Source organism: Streptomyces sp. 2A115 (assembly GCF_052245575.1).
Lineage (GTDB): Bacteria > Actinomycetota > Actinomycetes > Streptomycetales > Streptomycetaceae > Streptomyces.
In genome coordinates, this window is record NZ_JBQQCG010000204.1 from 1 (window position 1) to 2,000 (window position 2,000).

Consider the following 2,000-nt stretch of genomic DNA (forward strand, 5'->3'; position numbering starts at 1 on the left):
CCCAGCGCCAGCGCCGGGAAGTAGGTCAGACCGGTGATGATCAGGATCGCGCCCACCAACAACCCGGTGAACAGCGGCTTCTCGGTGCGCAGCGTGCCCGCGGTGGCCGGCACCGGCTGCTGCTCGGCGAGCGAGCCGGCCAGCGCCAGGACGAACACCATCGGCAGGAACCGCCCGAGCAGCATCGCGATACCGATCGTGGTGTTGAACCACTGCGTGTCCGCGTTCAGACCGGCGAAGGCCGAGCCGTTGTTGTTGGCACCCGAGGTGTACGCGTAGAGGATCTCGGAGAATCCGTGCGCGCCACTGTTGGTCATCGAGTTGCCCGGAGTCGGCAGCGCCATCGCCGCGGCGGTGAAGATCAGCACCAGCGCGGGGGTGATGAGGATGTAGCAGGCGGCCAGCTTGATCTGGCTCGTGCCGATCTTCTTGCCCAGGTACTCGGGCGTACGGCCGACCATCAGACCGGCGATGAACACCGCGATGATCGCCATGATCAGCATCCCGTAGAGGCCCGAGCCGACACCGCCGGGCGCGATCTCGCCGAGCTGCATGCCCAGCAGGTTCAGCCCGCCGCCCAGGCCGGTGTTGGACGAGTGGAAGGAGTCCACCGCACCGGTCGAGGTGAGCGTCGTGGAGATCGAGAAGATCGACGAGGCGCCGATACCGAACCGGGTCTCCTTGCCCTCCATCGCCCCGCCCGCGATCTCGAACGCCGGGCCGTGGTGGGCGAACTCGGTCCACCACATCAGACAGATGAAGGCGACCCAGATGGTCGCCATCGTCGCGAGGATCGCGTACCCCTGCCGCAGCGAGCCGACCATCCGGCCGAAGGTCCGCGTCAGCGCGAACGGGATCAGCAGAATCAGGAAGATCTCGAAGAGGTTGGAGAACGCGTTGGGGTTCTCGAAGGGGTGCGCGCTGTTGGCGTTGAAGTAGCCACCACCGTTGGTACCCAGCTCCTTGATGGCCTCCTGCGAGGCGACCGCGCCACCGTTCCACTCCTGCGAACCGCCCATGAACTGCCCGACCTCGTGAATCCCGGAGAAGTTCTGGATGGCACCGCAGGCCACCAGCACGATCGCGGCGACCACGGAGAGCGGCAGCAGGATGCGGACGACACCACGCACCATGTCGGCCCAGAAGTTGCCCAGTTCCCCGGTCCGCGAGCGGGCGAAGCCTCGCACGAGCGCCACCGCGACGGCGATCCCGACCGCGGCGGAGAGGAAGTTCTGCACCGCCAGGCCGCCGGTCTGCACGACATGGCCCATGGCCTGCTCGCCGTAGTACGACTGCCAGTTGGTGTTCGACACGAAGGAGGCGGCGGTGTTGAACGCCTGATCCGGGTCGATCGAGGAGAAGCCCAGCGAGCCGGGCAGGCCGCCCTGCACGCGCTGCAGCAGGTACAGGAAAACAACACTCACCGCGGAGAAGGCGAGGACACCGCGCAGATAGGCGGGCCAGCGCATCTCGGTGTTCGGGTTGGCGCCGATGCCCTTGTAGATCCACTTCTCGACACGCAGGTGCTTGTCGGAGGAGTAGACCCGGGCCATGTAGTCGCCGAGCGGGCGGTATGCCAGCGCCAGCGCCGCGATCAGCGCGAGCAGCTGGAACACTCCGGCGAGGACGGGGCTCATATCAGGACTCAGAACCTCTCCGGGAACACCAGGGCGAGGACGAGATAGCCCAGCAGGGCGACGGCCACGATCAGGCCGACAACGTTCTCGGCACTCACAGCTTCGTCACCCCCTTGGCAACGAGAGCCACCAACGCGAAGACCGCAATCGTGGTGACGACGAAGGCCAGATCGGCCATCGCGAACTCCTAGATGAGGTTCGGATCCAACGGACAAGGAGAGGAAAGCCCCTCACCGACCCGATGGGGCCGCCGTTGACGCCTCCCATACGGCGGCCCGTACGCTTTTGACGGAACCCATACGCCGGACTCCCCCGCGGGTGCCGGACCAGCTCCTCCCGGGGAACGCCGACGGCCCACACCGG

At 66.7% G+C, this 2,000-nt stretch carries 2 protein-coding genes; both read right to left on the reverse strand.

Annotated features, from left to right (window positions below; genetic code table 11):
• Positions 1-1,637 (reverse strand): potassium-transporting ATPase subunit KdpA (kdpA, locus tag ACTWQR_RS55555; RefSeq protein WP_443234986.1); only part of this gene is annotated, 1,637 nt, incomplete at its 3' end.
• A gap of 8 nt (positions 1,638-1,645) precedes the next feature.
• Positions 1,646-1,735: a K(+)-transporting ATPase subunit F gene (gene kdpF / locus ACTWQR_RS55560; RefSeq protein WP_443234987.1), complete on the reverse strand. Its 90-nt coding sequence runs from the start codon at positions 1,733-1,735 to the stop codon at positions 1,646-1,648.
• Positions 1,736-2,000: the final 265 nt, after the last annotated feature.